Source organism: Paenibacillus sp. FSL H3-0469 (genome assembly GCF_038051945.1).
Lineage (GTDB): Bacteria > Bacillota > Bacilli > Paenibacillales > Paenibacillaceae > Paenibacillus_AQ.
Map to the genome: position 1 here is coordinate 2,325,834 of NZ_CP150302.1, position 20,905 is coordinate 2,346,738.

The following is a 20,905-nucleotide window of genomic DNA, read 5'->3' on the forward strand; positions in this document are numbered from 1 at the left end:
TACATTCGGCTCACGCCCGCTCCCAGCCCAATTGTAATCGGTTTTTCGATTACATTCGGCTCACGCGCCGCTCCCAACCCAATTGTAATCGGTTTTTCGATTACATTCGGCCCACACGCCGCTCCCAGCCCAATTGTAATCGGTTTTTCGATTACATTCGGCTCACGCGCCGCTCCCAGCCCAATTGTAATCGGTTTTCCGCATACATCCGACAAAAAAAGGCCTCGGCCCAAATGAGCCGAAACCTCTGATAGTACGGAACGGGACCCTACATCAGCCTACAGCTTCCCCCGGAAATCCTGCGGCGTCATGCCGAACTGCTCCTTGAACACTTTGATAAAATATTGGCTGTTGGCGTAGCCGAGCTGCTCGGAGATCTCATAGATCTTCAGCTCGGAGTTACGGAGACTCGCTACGGCCTGCTCCATCTTCATATTCAGGATATACTCGCTGATGCTGATCCCGCTGACCTGCTTGAACAGTCTGGAGACATATGCCGGATGCAGCGAGACCGCGTCCGCTACGAATTGCTGGCTGGCCTGCGCCAGATTAGCCGCGATACAGCTCTGCATCTCCTTGACGATGCCCATCCGGTTATTCTGTGTATCCCGTTCGAGCTTGCTCTGCAAGGTATCCACCAGCGCTTCTCCCCAGCTGATCAGCTGGGACACGGAACGGAAAAGAGTCTTATCCAGCAGCTCCCGCCCGACCAGATCGGACAGCAGGCTATGATTCTTATGGGCAATATAGTGAAAGGAGCCGAGAATCATGGTGCGGATCTCCTCAATGTATTCTTCGTTATAGGCCGGCAGATTGTTGCTGAATTCCTTCATCTGCTGCAGCCGTTCCTTATACCCCTGCCACTGGCCGGTCTCCAGCAGATGCATCAGTGAGGGGGAAGCATATAAGTCCTTGAGCGGCTGGACCGGCGAACTCTTCTGCTGATCCGTCAAGGAGATGAAATAGCCCTTGTCATTGCCCACTTGCTGCCTTAATGCCGACTGGGAGTCCTCATACATGGCGCGGAGATCCAGCGGGAATTCGCCCGGGTAGGACAGAATGACCGAGATTCCGCCATTCAGATATTCATTCACACTGCTGTGCAGCTGATGGGTATTATGGGTTAGCTGCTTCAGGATCTTGCCTTGGTCAACCGCCCCCGCTTCATTGCTCTTCACAATAAACACCAGGTTCTCGTAAGCATCCCGGCCATGCCACATCTCGAAGCCCGGGCCCAGCAGCTCGCAGGCGATGTTGGTCACCGCGTATTCAAAGAGTAATTGGCTATCCAGCCCGAAGTTCGTGAAATGCTCCTCCAGACGGATCAGAATCAGGAAGACCCGGTCGTTCAGCTGAAAATCAATCTGATAACCGCTCAGCTTCTCCTTCAGCCGTTCCTGCGGATAGGATTTGCCCTGAATCAGCTCGGCCAGCAGCTTGTCCTTCAGCGCCGGAAGATGCTCACGGAAGGCCAGCATGGCCTGCTCATAGGAGGCCGTCCGGTCAAGCTCCTTCTTGATGGTCTTAATCGTGCTTTCCAGAGCCGTCCGCAGCTTCTGGTGATCCAGCGGCTTAACGAGATACTCTACCACGCCATACTGAAGAGCTTCACGGGCATATTCGAATTCGGCATAGCCGGTCAGCAGAATACACTTGATTCTCCGGTGGGTCCGCTGTACCTGCTTCACCAGCTCCAGCCCGCTCATCCCGGGCATAGCAATGTCCGTAATGACGATATCGACCGGATTTTGCCCGATCATCTGCATGGCCTGGGCGCCGGAGTAGGCTTTATATACTTTTTCAATTCCGAAGTCCTGCCATGGAAAAGCAAGCTCCAGATCATCTACGACATATTGTTCATCATCTACCAGCAGAATTTGCAGAATGGGGTTCTCCCTCCTTTTCAATACGAATCCGGTAACAGGTGCCTTCGGACAGCACGGAGTCTACGGATAACCCCGAGTCCTTGCCAAAATACAGGCGCAGCCGCTGATTCACATTCCTTAGCCCGGTTCCGAGCTGTTCATTGCTGATGATATTGTCCTCGATATGGCGGCGGACCGCGCCAAGCCGTTCCTCCGTCATGCCGATTCCGTTATCCTTCACGGTAATCAGCAGATACGAAGCATCTTCCTTGGCGGCAACCGAGATAATGCCGGGCTTCAGGCTCGGTTCAATGCCATGCTTAATGCAGTTCTCCACCAGCGGCTGCAGAATCATCCTTGGCAACCGGTATCTGCCCGCCTCTGCCGTGACACCGAACTCGAAGGTGATTTCTCTTTTGCGCAGATGGACCATATGCAGATAATGCTCGACGAAATCCAGTTCATCCTGAAGCGTAGAATCCAGCTGTTCAATCTTGTGAATGTACCGGCAGTAGGAAGCCAGATGCAGCGTCATCGCGGTAACCGCATGATAATCCTCAATGCTTGCTTTGCTCTGAATGAAATTCAGGCAGTTATAGAGAAAATGCGGATTAATCTGTGCCTGATACTGCTTCAGCTTCGCTTCCTTTACTTCAATCTCTCCTAGCAGTACCTGCTCGATCAGTGTCTGGGTATTCTCCGCCATCCGGTTAAAAGAATTGCCGAGCACCTTGAACTCATTGACCTGCAGATCGACGGCACGGCTGGAAAAGTCGCCCCGGTCGAACCGGTCAATCGCCTTGCGCAGCATGATCACAGGCTTCTGAACCTGCTTGCGGAGCAGCAGAGTGTAGAACATAATACCAACCAGCACTACCAGTACCGCATACAGGAACAGCCGGTTATTGCGGTTAATCGGTTCGATATACTGGCGCTTGGGATAGGCGTCTATAAAATATAGATCCAGCATGTCCGACTTCATATAGTTAATCTGGTACTCTGTACGGTTCTCTGTAGCGGAGATGGTCCCCCTGTTCCCGCTGATCCGGGGACTGATCGACTGTAACAGCTGCTGCGGAAATGCTTCCCCCGGCTGAATAAAGGCCTGCTCAGAGGCATCATATAGCAGCGGCATACCGGAGACATACTGATCCATCATTTTCACCAGATTATCCAGAGAAATCCTGACTTCAATTAACAGCGAGCTGATATGACTGCGCATGATGTTGGAGTAATATCCCTTGCCTTCCTTATCCATGTGCAGCACCCAGCGGTTCCGCGCCTGCTCCGGGGGACTGAAAGTGCTGAAGGAGAAGGAGGAATCCGAGGATACCGTCTCTTTCTCATCCTCATAGTACAGAATGACTGTATTCTTCCAGGAGGTGGAGGCCGTGTTCAGGGCCAGCTTATCGATGATGGTCAGCTTCATCTCATATTTGGAATATTGATCCCCGAACTTCAGAATATAAGGATATCCACGCACAGACTGGTCCTGTGACAAAGTAATGGTATTTGTCAGCACCTGTTCAAATTGCGTGGATAGCTGGGAGGTCATGAATTCAACCTCATACATTTTATTTTTTCTCAGCTCATTCTGAATGTCCTTCACGTTCAGCCGGTAGATGAGCCAAAACGCACCTACAATGATCAGCAGCATCAGCATCAGGACAAACGACAGCCACTGAAAGATAGACAGTCGATATTTCACATTGCCCTCCTCCGAATGAAAGGACGGCCTAGGGGCCGCCCTTGTTCTTTAACTCTTTATTTCTGCAGGGATTGATACCATTCATTGACCTCAGTGGTCACTTTGTCGCCGCCTGTAGTTTTCCATTTCTCTACAAAGGTATCGAATTCGTCTACCGGTGCTTTGTCATAAATAATTTTGTTCAGAATTTCCTTCTCCAGCTTCTCCAGCATATCTCCGCGGGCGAGCTGAGTTTCAGTAGGTGTACCTGTGAACATCTCAGGCATTACACTGTCCTTCTGGTCGATGATGATCTTGGCTGCTAAGATCTGCTCAGGAATACGCTCGGACAGATTCTTCTCATACTGGTTAGCAGGCTCAGCGCCGCCGGCCAGCTTGGCCAGTGTATTCATCATCAGGTTAGGAATAATAGCTCCATCATAAGTCAGAGTGTAACGGATCGCATCCACCCAGCCGCCTGGAATCTTATCCGTATCCTGCTCTTTCAGGACGGTTCCGTCTTCAGCGATATCATAGTCATAGCCTTTGGCAAAGCCGTTCACGAAGGTTGTGCTGTCCGGGTTAGCCCAGTTATCAAACAGATAGTTCTGGTAGACGAAGAATGCGTCTTTATGCTCCATATCCTTGTTGATCAATACAGCACCGGAGGCGATCTTCGTGCCGTGTCTGCCTACCTTGCCGTCCGGGCCTGCCGGAAGCGGATAAGCCTTATGCACTGCACCTGGAACGTTCTTCTGCAGATCCGGCAGCGGCCAGCCTGTCATCCAGTAAGGGCCGACAATGATACCGGATTTGCCTGCTGTAAAAGCTTCTGTTGCTTTGTTCTCATCATACAGACCGGATTCGGAGGAGATATATCCTTCCTTCATCCATTTCTGCATCGTTGCCAGACCTTGCTTCATCTCCGGCTGAACAGAACCGTAAGCGAGCTGGTTGTCCGCTGTCTTGTTCCACTGGTTAGGCATCGCGCCGAACATCCCGAAGACCCATCCGGCTTCCGACATCCATGTGTTCAGGTTGTTTTTGAAGCCTACAGCCAGTCCCGTTGTATCCTTCTTGCCGTTGCCGTCTGGGTCCTGGTTCGTGAACGCATCGAGGACGGTTTCCAGCTCAGCCAGATTCGTCGGAGCCTTAAGGTTCAATTTCTTCAGCCAATCCTCACGGATATACATAACCGGATCATTATTATAAGCGTTTTCCAAAATCGGGATACCCATCCGCTTGCCGTCTCTCATGTAGGGATTCCACACAGTTGGCTCTTCAGCCATCGCTTTTTTGTAGATATCGGAAGCATATTTGTCGAACAATTCGCCCGCATCGGTGAACTGGCCGCTGTCAATCAGATCGGAGATCAGGGAAGGGCTGCCGCGGAAGGAGATGATATCCGGCATTTTCTCACCTGAGGTCAGCATCAGGCGCAGCTTGGTTTCATAGGCGTTGTTCTGGTCACTTACGGTCCAGAGATACTTGATGTCAATGCCCAGCGTATCCTTGGCCCATTTGGTGTGCACGTTATTCTCGATATTTTCGCCATTCTTGAATTTCAGGCTGCTTGCGATGGGAAATACGGTTGAAATGGTTACCGGCTCTGTATATTTACCATTCTCAAAGGGAGCCGAATACATCGCGTCTTCGCTTGCCGCCGGCTTGTTGTCCCCTTCTGCCTTCTTGTTGTCAGCATTGCCGCCGCATCCGGCCAGCAAGCTGCCCAGCATGACTGTGGATAACACTGCTGCCGCAGAAAATTTCATTTTCTTTATCATTTAATCTTGCACCCCTTTAATTAAAATTTAATCATATTAATTATTTGAGTCAATCTTTTTTAGCTTCCAGCGCGTGCATCACCCCCTTTAAATAGGAAGGACGGCTATTCCTTAACCGCCCCGAGGACAATTCCCTTCACGAAGAAACGCTGCAGGAATGGATACACGATGAGGATTGGTGCCATTCCGATGAAGATCTGAGCGGCTTTGACCGTTCTTTGTGAGATATTCTCCAGATCCTCCGGACGCACGGTCACTTTACTGAAGTCCTGCTGAACAATGACCGACTGCAGGAAGGTCGCCAGCGGATAATTGCGGTGATCCGTCATATAGAGCAGGCCGTCGAACCAAGAATTCCAGTGACCGACAATCGTGAACAGCGACAGTGTGGCAATGGCCGGCATGGATACCGGAAGATATACGCTGAACAGTGTTCTGAAATGACCTGCGCCGTCGATGAAGGCGGCTTCTTCCATTTCTTTGGGCACGGCCCGGAAGAAGTTAAGCAGCAGAATGATATTCCATACCGAGACAGCTCCCGGCAGAATCAGTACCCACAAAGAGTTCATCAGGTGCAGCTTCTGGATCAGAATGTACATCGGCACCAGACCGCCGCTGAACAGCATGGTGAAGACCAGCAGCCAGATATACAGGTTCCGGCGTCTGAACCGGGCGTTCTCTTTGGACAGTGCATAGGCAGCCAGAATGACGATCCCCATGCTAAAAGCAGTTCCCAGCACCGTGCGCTGCAGCGTCACCCAGATGGACCGGGTGAAATTCTCATTGGCTACGGTCTTGGTATAGGCGTCCACTGTGAAATCTACCGGCCACAGACCAACCAAGTTGGCATTGGCTGCCGATTTCCCGCTGAACGATACAGCAAGGACGTGAATCAGCGGGACAACACACATGATCGAAACTGCGATCATCAGGATATAGTTGAACACGGTGAAGATGCGGTAAGGTTTTGTTTTATGATACATGCCAGATTGGCCTCCATTCTAGAAAATACGGTAGTTAGCAAATTTATACGATAGGCGGTAAGCTGTTACGATCAAGACAAAGCTGACAACGGATTTGAACAATCCGACCGCCGTGGAGAAGCTGAACTTACCGTCAACAATTCCTAGTCTGTAGACAAATGTATCGATGATGTCCCCTTTATCGAAGACAAGCGCGTTATACAGGTTGAAGATCTGGTCGAAACCTCCGTTAAGCACGTTACCCAGCGCCAGTGTTCCTACTACGATGGTAATCGGCAGCATGGCCGGCATCGTAATCGACCATGTCTGCTGCCAGCGTCCTGCTCCGTCAACCTCAGCAGCTTCATAGAGTGCCGGGTTAATTCCCGCCAGGGAGGCCAGGAAGACGATGGTGTTGAAGCCGAACTCTTTCCAGACATCACTCACTACTACGACAAACCGGAACCAGTTCCCGTCACCCAGGAAGAAAATCGGCTGGATGCCGAATACACTGACCAGTACCTGGTTGATCAGGCCGCCGTCTCTGGCCAGCAGGTCGGAGAGGATACCGCCCAGGATCACCCATGACAGGAAGTGGGGCATATAGACAATGGTTTGTACCATTTTTTTGAACGCCATCTTGCGGATCTCATTCAGCAGCAGTGCGAATAAGAAGGGAACGATCAGGTTGGCGAGCATTTTCAGCCCGGCAATAATCAGTGTGTTCCAGATGATCTGAACGTTCTCGGGAATACTGAACAGATATTCAAAATGTTCCAGCCCCACCCACTTGGAAGCGCTAAAGCCTAAGCCCGGCTTGTAATTCTTGAAGGCAATCGCAAGTCCTGTCATTGGAATGTAGGCGAAGATCACGGTTAGGATCAATGCCGGCAGAACCATCAGATCGAGGCTAAGCGTCGATTTCCATTTCGATTTTTTCCGGGGACTCCCCGCATTTACATCCAGTTTCTCGCCTTTTACGCTGGCTGGCGTAACCAAGTTTTTCATGCTTCTGCTCCCCTTTGCTGGTCAACGTGTATCCGTTTACTTTGTTTATAAATTAATAATACCTAGCCGGACATGACAGATACATGATAAATACAGAGCATTGATAACAAAATGATAACCACAGGCAGTTTTGAACGTAGCATTACGGTGGCACTTGGATGGACGCTCCGCGAACGGAACGTTGTTACAATCGCTGTGGTCTCCGCTGTTTAAGCGGGGGCAATATTTACTGCAAAAGAACAAACCTTTACGAAGCTATCCACTAACCATGACATGGCGGATTGTAGCTTAGATTAGGTTCAAACAACTTCAAACAGCCATGAGAAACTTCGGCAATTCAGAGGTACCCCGGCAACATTGAGTAGCTTCTAGTTACGCCGCCCAAACGATGGTTGCACAGCCTACTACAGAATTAGTTGGAAAAACGAATCTTAATTTAGCCGTTTTGGAGCTTTTGAGGAAATTAGGTGGATTTATGCTATTTATTTTTGCGGATTTCTTCTTTTTGTTCTGGCCCCGGCGTAACAAGTGCCTTTTTTCCAACTGTTGTCCCGCTAGGTCAATTCCGCGCGCGAACAAGTGCCCAAAATCCAACTATTTCCTGGCATAGAAGTCGGTTATCCGCCCGCTCCAAAGCGTCATTCTCCACCCATCGATTTTCGCCCGCCCGGATGGCACACTCCCTCCCATCACAAAAAGCAGCGGCCCCCCTCATCGGGAGAACCGCTGCTCGCTGAAGGCTATATACTTGCTGAGGCTAATCTACTAATTCGCTAATCTACGGGTTGAGACCGATTATCCGGTACACTACCACCGCAGCCTGCTCCTTGGTCATCTGGGCCATCGGCAGGAAGTTGCCGTTCTGTGCGCCTTGGATGACTCCGGCAGCCTGTAGCTTCTCTATAGCGCCTGAAGCTTCCGCGCTCAGCTGGTTCAGATCTTTGAATTCTGGAACCGCTGCTGGATCGGCCTTCAACTTGATCTGCTCCAGCTGGATGAGCCGGTTCAGCATGACTGCCATTTCTTGACGGCTGAGTGTATCGCTCGGACTGTAGAGCCCGTCTGCTCTACCTTTTACAATACCTAAGGCTCCAGCAATGTTGATAGCCTCGGCAAACGGGGAATCCTTACTGACATCCTTGAAGCCTGGAGCGGCTGCTCCAGCTTGGAGGTCAAAAGCATCGACCAGCAGCTGGGCAAATTCCGCCCGGTTCATCAACACCCCTGTCTCATAGGAAGCCTCTGCTCCCAGAGGAAGTATCCCGCTTGCAGCCAGAGCTTCAACGCTCTCGGCAGCCCATTTGCTGCCCTTGTGATCCGGCAGCTTCACTGTGGCCGCCGCATATTGTCCAAGCTCCTTAGTCTTGAAGGAGACATAGCCTGTCGCCGGATCATATTGACGATCCTTCACAACTGCAAGCTTACCATTCTCCAGCACCTGATAGACCGCAAGCTGGTGCGCCCGCTCGCCTGACTTAAGCTCATAAGGCAGCAGCAGGGTAAGCGCAGCAGCGTCCACCGCTGTGTTCTTGGCTCCACGGATCGCAAGCGAGAAGTCCAGTACAGCCGCTCCATCCAAGCGGGTCTTCACTGCTGCCGGCCATCCGTCCTGGCCCACACGCTTAACTTGAAGCTGAAGAACATCCCCAGCCTGCGTATCCTGTAATTTCAGCAGCTGTGTGTTCAGGCTCAGCACTGCCCCGAAGCCGCTCTCAATACGAATCTCCTTAATCTTCGGCTGTGCAGCTAGACTCTGAAGCGGAAGCCCCAGCTGCAGCGCTTGGGTCCCTGAGGCAGGCTTGACGGCAATCTTCAGAATGCCGCTGTCCAGCGACTGAAGAACAGCCTGATTTACTGCATCCGGCGCGAGGTCCACATTCAGGATTCCCGCCTTATCCGGGGAAGTCTGAACGGTCAGCTTGCCATCTGCGAAGACCGCTGCCGGAGCCGGTGATTTCACAGATGGTGCCGAGCCTGGCGATGGAGACGAAGAAGTCCCATCTGTAGGGGTTGGCGGTGCCGCCTCAGGCAGCGCAAAGGTCAAAATCCCGAAGTTTGCGGTATCCCGCCACGTATCCTCTCCCCTGTCATTCCATTTACTCGTACTGCGGGTGCCGTCGCCCCGGTCATCATTGATCTGGAGATCGAGCCCGATGGAGCTTCCCGCCGCCCCCTTGATCGTGCCGAAATTGATCTTAGCTTCGACGCGGTACCCGGTGTCCGTATGGACTACCGCGCTGGTCAATCTGCTATCCGAGGCTCCTCCGCCAAAGGACGCCACATTATTAATGTTAATCCGGTATTGGCCGTCATCCCCCTCATAATACGGGGTTCTGCTGAAATTCTCATCGATGAAGATCTCCACGGAGTCCTGGTCCCATGGATTCGCGGCATCCGCCTTCAGCAAGGCGTCCTTCACATCAATGATCAGATAGAGGCTGTCCTCCGTCCACATCGATCTGGCTTCTGCGGTGGTACTGTAAGGCGCGGCAGACATTGTCACCTGAAAAGGCCTCGCCTTCTCCCACTCCGCATCCATCTGTCCGTCGATCTTCACCTGACCCTTCAGCGATTCCGCTGAATTAGGCATGGCAGAGAGTCGCAGAACTCCGTAATGACTGGTATCATTGTCCTGGGACCGGCTTCTATCATTCCAGTAGGCAGGAACAGAGTCGGGAACACCGGCGTCACTGACACGGATATCAAGACCCAGCTCCGCGTCTGCGGCACCCTTGACGGTTACGAGCGGAATTCTTGCTTCAATGATATAACCGCCCTCGCGTTCTGTGCTGGTGAAGCTGACTCCTTCGGTCCCGGAGCCCGAACGCGGCAAGCTGATCTTGCGGTCATCCGGCTGATACGCCGTAGTCTTCCCATTGTTCTCATCCAGGAAAAGCTCAACCTTGTCTTCCGCATTCCGGCTGGCATCGGTAACGTCTACCTTCACATACAGGTTATCGGTATCCCACAGCGTATGAACCTTGGCAGTTACTGTACTGCCCTGTTCCAGCGGAACCCCTGCTGTTTTGCTCCACAGGGCTTTCCCGGCTGCGCCTGCCTGAGGCGTACCCTCAAGCGCCACGGCTACATTGTGAATGGCCGGCAGCTTGGACGGGTCCACTGCCCCCCAGAATGCAGGCTTGGCCTTCAGCTGCTCATCGAACAGCATGGCATGGTTGTTGTAGCTTTTCTCATCCTGCACGCCCCAAATGGAGACCGAGGAGATCGTGTCCTTGTACTTCTTGTAGAGCTCGAACAGATCATTATAGCGTTTGCCCTGCCGCGCAGCGATATCTGCTGGCAGCGGTGAAGAAGGGCTAATGCCCGAATCTACGTCCAGCTCAGTGATTTGAATGTCCAGATCAAGCTGCGAGAATTGCTGAATCGTCTTTTCAATCTCCGAAATGGATGGGGAGAACAGTCCGTGATGCGACTGGAGGCCCACGCCGTCAATCAGATTCTTCGCCTTGAGCGTCTTCAGCAGCTTGTAGATATGCTCACGCTTTTCCGGTACCTCTGTGTAATAATCATTGTAATAGAGCTTCGCTTCCGGGTCCGCCGCACGGGCGAATTCAAATGCCTTCTCGATATAGTCCGGACCAATCAGGTTATACCAGGGGGACAGTCTCATCCCGTCCGGGCCGCCGCCATTGTCGGCAATCGCTTCGTTCACTACATCCCAGGCATAGATTTTGCCTTTATAGCGGTGCATAACGGTCTCGATATAACTCTGTAGACGCGTAAGCAGCAGCTCTCTGCTTGCCTGCTGGCCGTCAGGACCTGTGAACATCCACTCGGCAGCATCCACATGCCACAGCAATGCGTGTCCGCGAAGTCCCATACCGTTCTCCTGGGCAAAATTCACATATTTATCCGCCCCGTCGAACACATAAGTGCCCTCGGAAGGAGCCAGGAATTTGGGCTTCATTTCATAGGTAGCTGTAATGCTGTTGAAATGCTTCTTCAGCAGCTCCCCATAGACCCCTTCCATTTGCCAAGAGTACGCAGCAGCACCAATAGCGAAATCGTTCGCATAGATGTCTTTTAGCGCAGGGATATCCTGTTCAATGCTCATCTCAGGCGCAGGTTCAATAACTACATCATCTACATAAAAAGATAACGTATCCACAGTCTCCTCTGTAATATAAGGAGTCTCCACGAACAGGTTCACCTCAGACGGCTGGTCGCTGTACTGGAAAGTCCCCTTCAGCAGATGCCATTGATCCCACTGATCCGCCTTAATATCAACCTTATCGATCGCATTCCAGCTCTCGGAGCCGGCCTTCTTATACACTGTCATTTGCAGGCTTTTGTCGGCCTCCGGCTTCTCCTTCAGGCGCACATACAGCGAGAACTGGTAGCTCTTGCCCGGCCGCAGATGCTCCTTCACACTCAGGCTTGGCCCATGGAAGCTACGATCTCTTCCTTCGACCAGCATACTGTGAGTTCCGGTATTAGCCGTATCCTGACTCACCGACAACGATTCCGGGCCAATCCGGTTCTTCCAGCCCTGAAGCGTTCCGTCTTCAAAATCCGTGCGCAGCCCTTCCTCCCCTTCCGGGACTTCAGCCGCTGCGGTGGTAATCTTGATATCATCCACGTAGAATGCGGTTCCTGCTGCGGCTTCTGCATAAATCTCCGTGAAGCCTACCTTATCGCCTGTAATAAAAGTACCTTCCAGATACGTCCATTCCCCGGACCCCTTCGCTCCGCTAAGTTCCGCTACAAGCGTCCAGTCCTCTTTTTCGCCGATTTTGGTATGTACCGTGAGTTTGACCGGCGCCGGAGATTTCACCCATGCTCCCACAGTGTAGGCTGTGTCCGGAGTCATGTGGTCCGTCAGAACCTGATTAGGCCCTTCCCAATCCTTGGTCCGTCCATCTACGTACAGACTGTAAGAGCCTCCATGATAGACCTCCTTCGTTACTGTAAGCTGTTCGTCGCCCTTCTTGGTCCAGCCCTGTGCGGTGCCGTCCTCAAAGTCCGAAGCAAGGACAACTGCCGGATCTCCCTCATCCGCAGCATAGGCCGGTGTCCGCATCGGCAGCACCGAAGCCGCCAGGACGACCAGCGCCAGCCCTAGGCTCATCATTCGTTTACGCTTGAGCATCTGTACCCTCCTAAGAATCTTCTTTATAAAGCGCTTACAGATTGAATTATAGCGGATTGGAAATCGTTTACAAATAACAATTTGATAGGATTGATAACAAAATGATAATAAGAGCGGAGAAAAACCCGCCATAGTCACCCCCGGCTCCTTCCCCCTTGCACCAGCACGGCAACATCCGGCGCAATGTGATCGGTTTTTCGATTACATTTGAACCACACACCACCATCCGGCGCAATGTAATCGGTTTTTCGATTACATTGGGTCCGCACGGCACCATCCGGCGCAAGGTAGTCGGTTTTTCGATTACATTTGGTCCGCACAGCACCATCCGGCGCAATGTGATCGGTTTTTCGATTACATTTGATCCGCGCGGCACCATCCGGCGCAATGTGATCGGTTTTTCGATTACATTTGGTCCGCACAGCACCATCCGGCGCAATGTGATCGGTTTTTCGATTACATTTGGTCCACGGACCTACGTCTCACCCATTGTGTTCGGTATTTCGCATACATTTGGCCCGCGCACCTACCCAAACAACGCAAAAACAGCACGCTCCACAATCTGAAGCGTGCTGCAATTTGCATAACTGTTGTTCACTCTGTCTTATCTGCTAAGCATACCGTACCACAACACGTTCCCCCGCCTGCATCTCAATACTCACCAGGCCGTCCGAATCCGGCTCCAGCAATAGCCGGTCTTCTCCGCGCGTAATCTCCAGAGGGCGCTCTGCCAGCACCCGGCAGACTCCCCCAAGATGAGCAGTAACCTCCGCTTGCCCGAGAACGCCAGCGCTCCAGGTCAGGTTCACTTCATAGCCGCCCCGGGCCCGCAGGCCCTTCACCCGGCCTTCGCCCCAGCTTGAAGGCAAGGCTGGCAGAAACTCCAGATACCCTTGATGCGATTGCAGCAGCATCTCGGCAATTCCGGCTGTAGCTGCGAAGTTCCCGTCAATCTGGAACGGCGGATGGGCGTCGAACAGGTTCGGGTAGACGCCGCCGCGTTCATTGTTAACGGCCTCCGGCTGAACTAGTGTCAGCAGGTTAGTGATCAGCTGCTTGGCGCGGTCACCTTCCTTGAATCTGGCCCATAGGCCAATTTTCCAGCCCAGGCTCCAGCCAGTTCCGCCGTCCCCGCGAATCTCCAGCGACGTTCTGGCCGCTTCGAACAGCTCAGGCGCCAGCGCCGCAGTGACCGATCTTCCCGGGTAGACTCCGACCAGATGGGAGACATGGCGGTGATGCACATCCTCATCCTCCATATCCGCCGACCACTCCTGCAGCCGGCCTCCGGCACCAATCTTGAGTGGCAGCAACCGCGCGCGGGCGGCTACCAGCTCAGCCGCGAATTCGCCGTCCAGCTCAAGCAAGCCGGCAGCAAGACTGCAGTTCGTGAACAGCTCCGCGATCAGCGACAGATCCATGGTTGCCGCTTCGCTGACGGCATACTTCTTGTCGCCGTCTACGATTTTGTGCTCAGGAGAGGTCGATGGTGAGGTAATCAGGTACCCCTCCGGGTTCTCGATCAGCCAGTCCAGGCAGAACAAGGCCGCTTCCTTCATTACCGGATATGCGGTCTCCCGAAGATAGGACAGATCGCCGCTGAAGGCATAATGCTCCCACAGATGCTGGGTAAGCCATACCCCGCCCATCGCCCAGGATGCCCAGACCGGGTCTCCGTCGCCGTAGCCGCCAACGGGAGCCGACTGCGCCCAGAGATCGGCATTATGATGGGCTACCCAGCCGCGCGCGCCATAGTTAATCCGGGCCGTCTCACTGCCGCCAGCCGCCAGCCTCCGGGTATAGTCAATCAGCGGCTGATGCAGCTCGGACAGATTGGTGACCTCTGCTGGCCAATAATTCATCTCCGCATTGATATTCAGTGTGTAATTGCTGCTCCACGGCGCCCGGGTATCCTGGTTCCAGATGCCCTGGAGGTTCGCCGGCTGTGTGCCGGGACGGGAGCTGGCAATCAGCAGATAACGGCCGTAATGGAACAGAAGCTCTACCAGCCCCGGATCATTGCTGCCGTAGGCGGCAATTCTCTGATCCGTCGGCATGCCCTCTGGAGCCAGGCTCTCTCCCAGATGCAGCTCTACCCGGTCAAACAGCTCCCGGTGATCGTCAACATGACGGCCCAGCAGCCCGGCATAAGGCTCACCAATGATCCGCTGTACAGCCCCAGCTGTCTGCTGACTTACATCATAATCCGCCTTCACTGTGCCGGATTCCGCATCGAAGGAGGTTGCCGCGCTGAAGTATAGAACCGCTTCCGTTGCGCCGGTAACCTGGATACCGTCTGCACTTGCTTCCAGACGGCCTCCAGTCTGGACCGCAGCCAGACGGCCGTGGAACTTCAGACTCCGCGGGGACTCTCCGCCGTAACGGACCGGCTGATCGACTTCGTAATAATTCGGCGCCACATATTCAGGAGCATGTCCGCTAATCGTGTATTGCTCTCCGTTTGCTTCCGAACGGTGACGGAGCGGACTGTCCAGCTTCGCCCGGAAGCTGAGGCGGTGCTCCTCGCTGGCCGTTAAGCGGACAATGATCGCCTGGTCCGGGTGAGAGGCGAAGACCTCCCGGGTATACCGGACACCGCCGATTACATAGGAGACGGTACCAACACCCGTGGACAAGTCCAGCTTCCGGCTATATTCCCCGTCTATGGTCTGCCCATGCTCCATCGTAAGCAGCAGATCCCCGAATGGCAGATAGGACTGGGCGTAGGGGCCCATCATTTTTTTGCATAGTTCATCCGCTTCTTCATTTCTGCCTTCTGCAATCAGCGCCCGAACCTTAGGAAGAACCTCACGGGCTCCCGGATTATTCCAGTCTGTCTTGTACCCGGACCACAGCGTGTCCTCATTCAGCGCCAGACGCTCCTTCTCAATGCCGCCAAAAATCATGGCTCCCAGCCGTCCGTTCCCGACTGGAAGCGCCTCCACCCAAAAAGTGGCAGGGGTATTAAATGAAATATTCATTGCGCAGCTTACCTCCATACACCTTAATTTCTAATCTGGCTGAACCCTTCCATCCTGATCAATCCTGATAACCCTTTCATTATATAGGCATCTGTCAGGAAAGACGAATCCGCAGAGTATACTCAAGCGGAGTAATGAGCGTTACGATGACTTTCTGGCAGCCTTCGGGATAGCTCATCCCGCGGATATCGGCCAGATGATGCTCATGACAGCCCTGCTCAAGCTCCATCCAATCCTCCCCGGAGCTGTAGCGCAGCGTCCCGGCGGTCCAGAAGGATGTCTCGCTCATACCCGGTACCGGCGTCAGCGCTGAGCCTTCGAGTCTGCCCTCGCTGCCGAAGAGCAGGACAATCTGGGTCAGCACATCTGCCGGGGACGGCGCTGAGAAGTGCAGATCCCAGCCAGCTTCCCACTCGCTTACCTTCACGCAGACACTGCTGGTCTGGTTATGGGTAAGCGGCCGCTCGCTATGAGGCAGCAGATACCACGGGCTGGCAGGCAAGCCGGTGCGCGGAGGCAGCTTATCTGCGGGAATAGTGCCATAGTAGCCCTTATCGGCAGCAGACTCCAGTTGGAATCCGTCCGCTGTCTCTGTCAGTGAATCCATCGTAATCTGTCCCGGCCCGAAGCTTGAAGCCAGCTGAACCCCCAGCAGCCTTGCCCGGCCATGCCGCAGCGAGAACAGCGAGGAAGCCTCGGTCATCACGCTTACACTGGTCTCTCCGCTGCGTACCCGGGCAACCGGTGCGCCGAATTCCGTATGCTGCTTGCTGTGGCGGACAGGCCCGCCGTAGCCGTCCTGACCGATCCGGCCGATCAGCTCCTGACGGTTGAACGCGCCATCTATTACCTTGCGGTAGCTGTCCGGCAGTTCTCCCGGCGCGACTGAGGCCGCCTGCATCTGCGGATAGAGCAGGAATCCCAGCATAATCTGATTGGGCAGCGAGCCCGGATGCATCACCGAGCGGCTTGCCAGCTCCGCAAGAGCTGCGAATTCCGGGTCGCGGTCCTGCTCTGCCATCAGCTGATAGCACAGATAATAGTCAGCCAGCGAGTAGACGCTGCCGAAATCCTGCCGCCCCGAATAATCGGTGACCACCTCACCGTCCGGGTGAACCAGATATTTCATCATCCGCAGATTCTGGCGGACCGGCTCCAGCAGCTCAGGGCGGTTCAGATCCTGCGCGGCGTAATAGAGCATAATGTCACTGACCGTATTGTAGATTCCGTTACTCCGCTCCGTCCATTCGCCGTCCGGCGTAATGTCCATCCCCTCTTGAAGCCATTCTCCGGCTCTTGCCTGCAGCTCCTCCAGGGCAAAAATCCGGTATAAAGACCCCAGCGCGGCAGTCAGCACCCAGCGGTGATTCGGGGTATGCACACCCCCGGTCAGCATCGCCGGAATCGTCCGTTCCAGGAAGACTCTTATCTGATCCGTTACCGGCTTCAGCGGCGGCCAGCTCTGCCGCTCCAGCAGCGTGAGGATATTGGCTAATCCGACCACCACGAACGCCGTATCCGGCGGGGAATGATAATTCGTCCAGCCCGGCGAGATCGTGCCGTCCTCATGCTGGAACCGCAGCATGAACGCCATCCCCTCATGCAGCTGCTCCAGCAGTACTATATCCCGGTAATACCGGGACTGCTCATTCACCAGCGCAGCCGCCCATGCCGCCAGATACTGGGCCGTGCCGGTGTGATTCGGCCAGGCTACGCCGCTCAGCGGATCACGCACACCCCCGAAGTACCGGCTCTCCCGGTCATTAATCTGCAGCTCCATGGATTCCTGTGTCCATTTGTCATTAATGTCCGTTATCTTCTTGAACATCTGTCTGCTCACCCTTTCACCGCCCCGGTCATCACACCGGAGACGAAGTATCTTTGCAGCCATGGATAGACGAGTAGAATAGGCACTGTGGCGAACACTACAGTAGCCGCCTTCAGACTCTCCGGCACAACCGTGCTGATCGCATTCCCCTCCATTCTCATCATATCGGTAACCTGGCTGTTCTGGATCATATGATAGAGCTTAAGCTGGAGCGGATACAGCTCCGGCTTCGTGATATACATCAGCGTATCCTGGAATCCGTTCCATCTGCCGACGGCATAGAACAAGCTTAGGGTAGCAAGCACCGGCATGGATAACGGCAGAATGATACGGATTAGCGTCCCGAACTGGCTGCTGCCGTCGATCTCAGCGGACTCCTTGAGCGCGTCCGGAATACCGGCCAGAAAAGAAATCAGGATAATCATATAGAAGGGGCTGATCAGACCGGGCAGCACCAGCGCCCAGATCGTATTCAGCAAATGCAGCTCCCGTGTCAGAATATACTCTGGAATAATACCGCCGCTGAAGAACATGGTGACGACAATGATGAACATGAAGATTTTACGGCCCTTCAGATCCTTCTTCGACAGGGCGTAGCCCGCCGCAACCGTCATCATCATGCACAGCGCTGTGAACAGCACCGTCAGGAATATCGTGAAGACCAGCGAGCGGATCATCGCGGCATCACCGAACACTTTTTTATACGCCTCAATATTGAAGTCCATAGGGAATAAAGTCACTTTGCCCGAAGCAATCGGGACCGTTCCGCTGAAGGATACAGCGAGAATATGCACGAACGGAATCAGACATGCCAGCACCGATAAGGTCAAGCAGATCACAATCCATGTATCAAACGCCTTGTTAGCTGCTCTTTCATTCATAATGTACACTCCCGATCCAAAGGTTGATTATAGGATGCTCTCGTCTGTAAGCTTCTTGGAAATATAGTTCGCTGCCAGCAGGAATAGAAGTCCGACCACCGCCTGGAACAACCCAACCACCGTAGCCAGCGTATACTGCCCCGATTCCAGACCGATCCGGTAGACAAAGGTACTCAGCACATCCGAGTATTCCATAACCGCAAGGTTACCGATCACGAACGGCCGCTCGAAGCCAATCGAGATCATGTTGCCCAGATTAATGATCAAGAGCGTAACAATCGTCGGCTTGATTCCCGGGATCGTAATATGCAGAATGCGCTTGATTCTTCCGGCCCCATCGACCTCCGCCGCTTCGAACAGCTCTTTATTGATGCCCGCGAGTGCCGCCAGATAGAGAATCGTCCCCCAGCCTGCGCTCTGCCAGACACCGGTCAGCAGGTAGGTGATCAGCCAATAATTTTTGTCAGAGAGAAAAGGAATGGCATCCAGCCCCAGGCTCGTTAACAGGTTGTTAATCATCCCCGACTGCTGGCCGAAGAGCTGGTACACGATCCCGCCGATGATTACCCAGGAAATAAAATGCGGAATATACAGAATCGTCTGAGACAGCTTCTTGAACCAGACCACCTTCAGCTCAAACAGCATGATCGCAATAATTAAAGGGGCGGGAAAAGAGACGATCAGATCCAGAACGTTCAGCATCAACGTGTTGCGTAAGGTTATATAAAAGTCCTGATTCGCAAATACCTCGCGGAATCCGTCAAGACCAATCCATTCACTGCCACCGATGCCTTTGAAAAAGTTGAAGTCCTTGAACGCAATCTGCACTCCATACATTGGACCGTACTTGAAAATAATAAAGAACAGGATGGGTAAGACCAGCAATGCGTACATCTGCCAATTTCTGCGGAAATAACGGGTGTATCCCACAACGATTCCTCCTCCACTATGCCATGAGGCTGTAAGGGGAAGCAGCCAAGACCGGCGGCCCTGCCGCTCCCCCTCCCTCACAGACCGCTAATTCAATTATTTCTGCTCGCTGTAGGCAGCCTTGCGTTCATCCAGAATGGCCTGTCCGCCGCTCGACATGTAGTCCTTCAGCATACTCTCATAGGTGACTTCGAATTCGCCTGGGGAGACCATTGTAGATTTGACCATCAACTGCTTGATTTTATCGCTAAGTGTCGTGCCGTATTTGCTCTCTGCCTCAATCGGACGGCTGGTGAACACCGGCTCAATCGGGTTAGTGGTGGAAATCGTCAGTGATTTCGCGATGATGTCCTGATACTGGGTGCGGAAGCTCTTCACGAAGGCTTCATTATTCTTCTCCTGGCTCTCAAAAATCCGTCCGTTCGCGATAATCCCGATATCCCCGCCGCCTGACAGCTTGTTGGAGGATTCGACAGACATATCCGGAATGGAGACCGGCACGCCGCCTTCCAGCGTGTAATGCTCGCCTTCAATCCCGTTCTGGATATATTGCAGGTGGCCATCTGTAGCCATCCAGTCCAGATACTTAATAGCTTCCACCGCATGCTTGCTGGACTTCGGTATCATAATGTACATTCCGTTCGGAGCAGATACCGGCTTAGCCATCTTTCCCTCGCTGTTCGTGAACGGATCAATGGCGCTCAGTACAGCCTTCGGGTTATTCTTCGTCATAACATCATAAGCACCGTCAGGGTAAAAGATCGCATCGTTATCATCGCTGAATGCGCCCACAAGCCCGTTCCCGATATTCTGCGTAAGGGTCTCTTTATTCTCGTCCAGAGCAAAATCCTTGCTGATCAGCCCTTCGTTATACAGCTTGTTCATATATTGAATGGCATCCTTGAATCCAGGCAGCAGAATCGGGTAGTCGCGGGAGCTCAGGTTCTGTGTAAGCTCGAAGCGCTCCTGCTCACTGACCGGCTTAATGAAGGACCAGACCAGCAAATCATACTGCGCCGCAGCAATTGTCATGCCCAGCGGAATCACCTTGCCGCCGGTTTCACCCGGATCTTTGGTCTTGAAGGCGGTCAGTGTATTGTACAGCTCCTCTGAGGTAGCCGGAACGGGAAGCCCCAGCTTATCCAGCCAGTCTTGACGGATGAAGGAAGCATATTTACCTACGGTAGAACGTTTGGCGGGAATGCTATACTGGACGCCATCGTATTGACCGTAGCGCAGAGTATCCTCGCCAAGGAACTTGGTCAGGTTCTGGCCGTGTTCCTTCAGCAGCGGAGTCAGATCCGTCAGCCCGCCCTGCTCGGCATATTTATTGAAAGTCCCGGAGTCATAGGTGAAGACGATATCAGGAACATCGGTTCCGCTGGCCATCAGGACATTAAGCTTGGTCACTTCTTCCGAGCGGGGGATAGGGACGAATTCCACATCGATATTGTTCGCCTTACCGAAATTCTCTTTCACATAATTGGTGAGGAAATTGTCGGATGCCGTAACACCGGCCGGCGCATTGCCACGGTCAAAAATTTCAATCTTCAAGCTGCCGGCTGGTGCTTCACCGTTGCCGCTTGCTTCATTAGAATCTTTAGACGAGCATGCAGACAATACCATGGATGACATAAGAACCGCTGAGAGACCGAGCGCCAACTTTCTTTTACCGTTATCATTTGTCATATTTCCTGTCACCTATCCCTTTCGATTTCTGATTTCAATCAGCCTGTTGTCTCTGTATGATGCTTACGGCTTGACCATGTGATGAATTATTACATCGTTTGCGGAATTCGACAATATACATGTTTCTTATTGAATTTTCATGAAAAAACCAATGAAATTGCAGCGTTTTTCATTCCTAAT

12 protein-coding genes are annotated in these 20,905 nt (G+C 53.1%); 1 reads left to right on the forward strand and 11 read right to left on the reverse strand.

Annotated features, from left to right (window positions below; all coding sequences use genetic code 11):
• Positions 1–278 precede the first annotated feature (278 nt).
• The 6 genes from NSS83_RS10115 to NSS83_RS10140 form a co-directional block, all read right to left on the reverse strand.
• Positions 279–1,907, reverse strand: coding sequence for a response regulator (locus NSS83_RS10115; RefSeq protein WP_341348168.1), 1,629 nt, complete (start codon positions 1,905–1,907; stop codon positions 279–281).
• Positions 1,861–3,573: a histidine kinase gene (locus tag NSS83_RS10120; RefSeq protein WP_341184567.1), complete on the reverse strand. Its 1,713-nt coding sequence runs from the start codon at positions 3,571–3,573 to the stop codon at positions 1,861–1,863. Before NSS83_RS10120 ends, NSS83_RS10115 begins: the two co-directional genes overlap by 47 nt.
• A 56-nt stretch (positions 3,574–3,629) precedes the next feature.
• Positions 3,630–5,336 (reverse strand): extracellular solute-binding protein, encoded by a 1,707-nt coding sequence (locus tag NSS83_RS10125; RefSeq protein ID WP_341348169.1) that lies wholly within the window; start codon positions 5,334–5,336, stop codon positions 3,630–3,632.
• A gap of 104 nt (positions 5,337–5,440) precedes the next feature.
• Positions 5,441–6,319 carry a carbohydrate ABC transporter permease gene (locus tag NSS83_RS10130; protein ID WP_341184565.1) on the reverse strand — a complete coding sequence of 293 codons (879 nt, stop codon included), beginning with the start codon at positions 6,317–6,319 and terminating at the stop codon, positions 5,441–5,443.
• An 18-nt stretch (positions 6,320–6,337) separates the two neighbouring features.
• Positions 6,338–7,198 (reverse strand): ABC transporter permease subunit, encoded by an 861-nt coding sequence (locus NSS83_RS10135; RefSeq protein WP_341185239.1) that lies wholly within the window; start codon positions 7,196–7,198, stop codon positions 6,338–6,340.
• Between the two features lie 886 nt (positions 7,199–8,084).
• Entirely contained in the window at positions 8,085–12,416 is a 4,332-nt protein-coding gene (locus tag NSS83_RS10140; protein WP_341348170.1) for an endo-1,4-beta-xylanase, read from the reverse strand.
• A 155-nt stretch (positions 12,417–12,571) separates the two neighbouring features.
• On the opposite strand from NSS83_RS10140, the gene NSS83_RS10145 reads away from it, so the two are divergent.
• The gene (locus tag NSS83_RS10145) at positions 12,572–12,982 is read left to right on the forward strand and encodes a hypothetical protein (protein ID WP_341348171.1); all 411 of its coding nucleotides are present in this window, start codon (positions 12,572–12,574) and stop codon (positions 12,980–12,982) included.
• Positions 12,983–13,027: 45 nt separating this feature from the next.
• Here NSS83_RS10145 and NSS83_RS10150 read toward each other — a convergent pair whose 3' ends face one another.
• From NSS83_RS10150 to NSS83_RS10170, 5 genes are all read right to left on the reverse strand, one after another.
• The gene (locus NSS83_RS10150; RefSeq protein ID WP_341348172.1) at positions 13,028–15,397 is read right to left on the reverse strand and encodes a glycoside hydrolase family 95 protein; all 2,370 of its coding nucleotides are present in this window, start codon (positions 15,395–15,397) and stop codon (positions 13,028–13,030) included.
• 94 nt (positions 15,398–15,491) lie between these two features.
• Positions 15,492–17,225 carry a hypothetical protein gene (locus NSS83_RS10155; protein ID WP_341348173.1) on the reverse strand — a complete coding sequence of 578 codons (1,734 nt, stop codon included), beginning with the start codon at positions 17,223–17,225 and terminating at the stop codon, positions 15,492–15,494.
• 8 nt (positions 17,226–17,233) lie between these two features.
• Positions 17,234–18,106 (reverse strand): carbohydrate ABC transporter permease, encoded by an 873-nt coding sequence (locus NSS83_RS10160; protein WP_341184560.1) that lies wholly within the window; start codon positions 18,104–18,106, stop codon positions 17,234–17,236.
• Positions 18,107–18,133: 27 nt separating this feature from the next.
• Positions 18,134–19,000: an ABC transporter permease subunit gene (locus tag NSS83_RS10165; RefSeq protein ID WP_341018635.1), complete on the reverse strand. Its 867-nt coding sequence runs from the start codon at positions 18,998–19,000 to the stop codon at positions 18,134–18,136.
• A gap of 132 nt (positions 19,001–19,132) precedes the next feature.
• Complete coding sequence (locus tag NSS83_RS10170) at positions 19,133–20,725, reverse strand: extracellular solute-binding protein (RefSeq protein WP_341348174.1); 1,593 nt, start codon at positions 20,723–20,725, stop codon at positions 19,133–19,135.
• Positions 20,726–20,905: the final 180 nt, after the last annotated feature.